Here is a 1,799-nt window from a genome sequence, read left to right as displayed (position 1 = left end):
ACAAAGATGATTTTATTACTATAATGGAAATTGTTTTTTATTTAATCAAGTACAAATAAATTAAACTTATCTTAAAGTGTTATTTGGTTTGGGTATTCATTATTTATATATTTATAAGTCCATAAATAGAAATTAAATTAGTTGTGGGTTTATTTGCATTTATTAAGAGAAAAAAATGACTAATATCGTTGTTACAAGTAAGTTGAGCCACTATACCTCTAAGCAAACTGATGCCAAGAATATTGCTCTTAATGAGCCTTCCGTAGTTGCACTACAACTGAATAAAGAAGAGATTGCTAAAATTGAGTACATTGGCAATTCAATTGTTATTACGCTTAAAAACGGTGAAAAAGTTACGATTGAGCCAGTTAATATTGTCAATGGACAAATGGATTCAGATTTGGTTTTTCTAACTGAACAAGGTCAATTTGATCATGCTCTTTTACACCAAGCTGAGGATGGGGGGTGGGTTTTTGATAAGTACGTACGATTAAATACAATTGAACCACTCCTTGAATCTGAATCATCGAGTTTAGGTCTGGGCACTTGGTTAGGTATGGGAGCTGGTGCTCTAGCTTTAGGTGCGGTGGTTGCAGGTACAGGTAGTGATGGTGACAACGGTAAGAATGGTAGCAATGGCATTGATGGTACCAATGGTTTAAATGGTCAAGATGGTGCAAATGGTCAAAATGGCGCTGACGGCAGCAATGGTCTAGATGGTCAAGACGGTGCAAATGGCGTTAATGGTGCAAATGGTCAAGATGGCGTTAACGGTACCAACGGCTTAGATGGTAAAGATGGTGTTGATGGAAAGTCAGCCTTTGAGCTTGCTGTGGAAAATGGATACAGCGGTACACAAGAAGAGTGGTTAGCCGCACTTGCAGGTCAAGACGGTACTAATGGTAAAGACGGTGCGGATGGCAAATCAGCATTTGAGCTTGCTGTAGAAAATGGATATAGCGGGACTGAAAAAGAATGGTTAGCAGCGCTTGCAGGTCAAGATGGTAGCAATGGTCTAGATGGTAAAGACGGCGTTGACGGTAAAGATGGTGTTGATGGCAAATCGGCCTTTGAGTTGGCAGTGGAAAATGGCTATAGCGGGACAGAGGAAGAGTGGTTAGCAGCACTTGCAGGCCAAGACGGTACTAATGGTAAAGACGGTGCGGATGGCAAATCAGCCTTTGAGTTGGCAGTAGAAAATGGCTACACCGGGACACAAGAAGAATGGTTAGCGTCACTTGCAGGTCAAGATGGTAGCAATGGTCTAGATGGTAAAGACGGCGTTGACGGTAAAGATGGTGCGGACGGCAAATCAGCATTTGAGTTAGCAGTAGAAAATGGCTACACCGGGACACAAGAAGAATGGTTAGCGTCACTTGCAGGTCAAGATGGTAGCAATGGTCTAGATGGTAAAGACGGCGTTGACGGTAAAGATGGTGCGGACGGCAAATCAGCATTTGAGTTAGCAGTAGAAAATGGCTACACCGGGACACAAGAAGAGTGGTTAGCCGCACTTAAAGGTCAAGACGGTAGCAACGGCTTAGATGGTAAAGATGGTGTTGATGGAAAGTCAGCCTTTGAGCTTGCTGTGGAAAATGGATACAGCGGGACAGAGGAAGAGTGGTTAGCAGCACTTACAGGCCAAGACGGTACTAATGGTAAAGACGGTGCGGATGGCAAATCAGCATTTGAGCTTGCTGTAGAAAATGGATATAGCGGGACTGAAAAAGAATGGTTAGCCGCACTTAAAGGTCAAGATGGTAGCAATGGTTTAGATGGTAAAGATGGCAAGTCAGCCT

The 1,799-nt window shown here is 42.6% G+C and carries 1 protein-coding gene; it reads left to right on the top strand.

Annotated features, from left to right (window positions below):
- Nucleotides 1-175: 175 nt before the first annotated feature.
- Nucleotides 176-1,799 (top strand): BapA/Bap/LapF family prefix-like domain-containing protein (locus tag AC5YD2_RS16100; RefSeq protein ID WP_496127258.1); only part of this gene is annotated, 1,624 nt, incomplete at its 3' end.

The organism is Acinetobacter sp. CY73, assembly GCF_059515865.1.
Note: the sequence above shows the minus strand (reverse complement) of the source record. Positions and strands in the feature narration are given on the sequence as shown.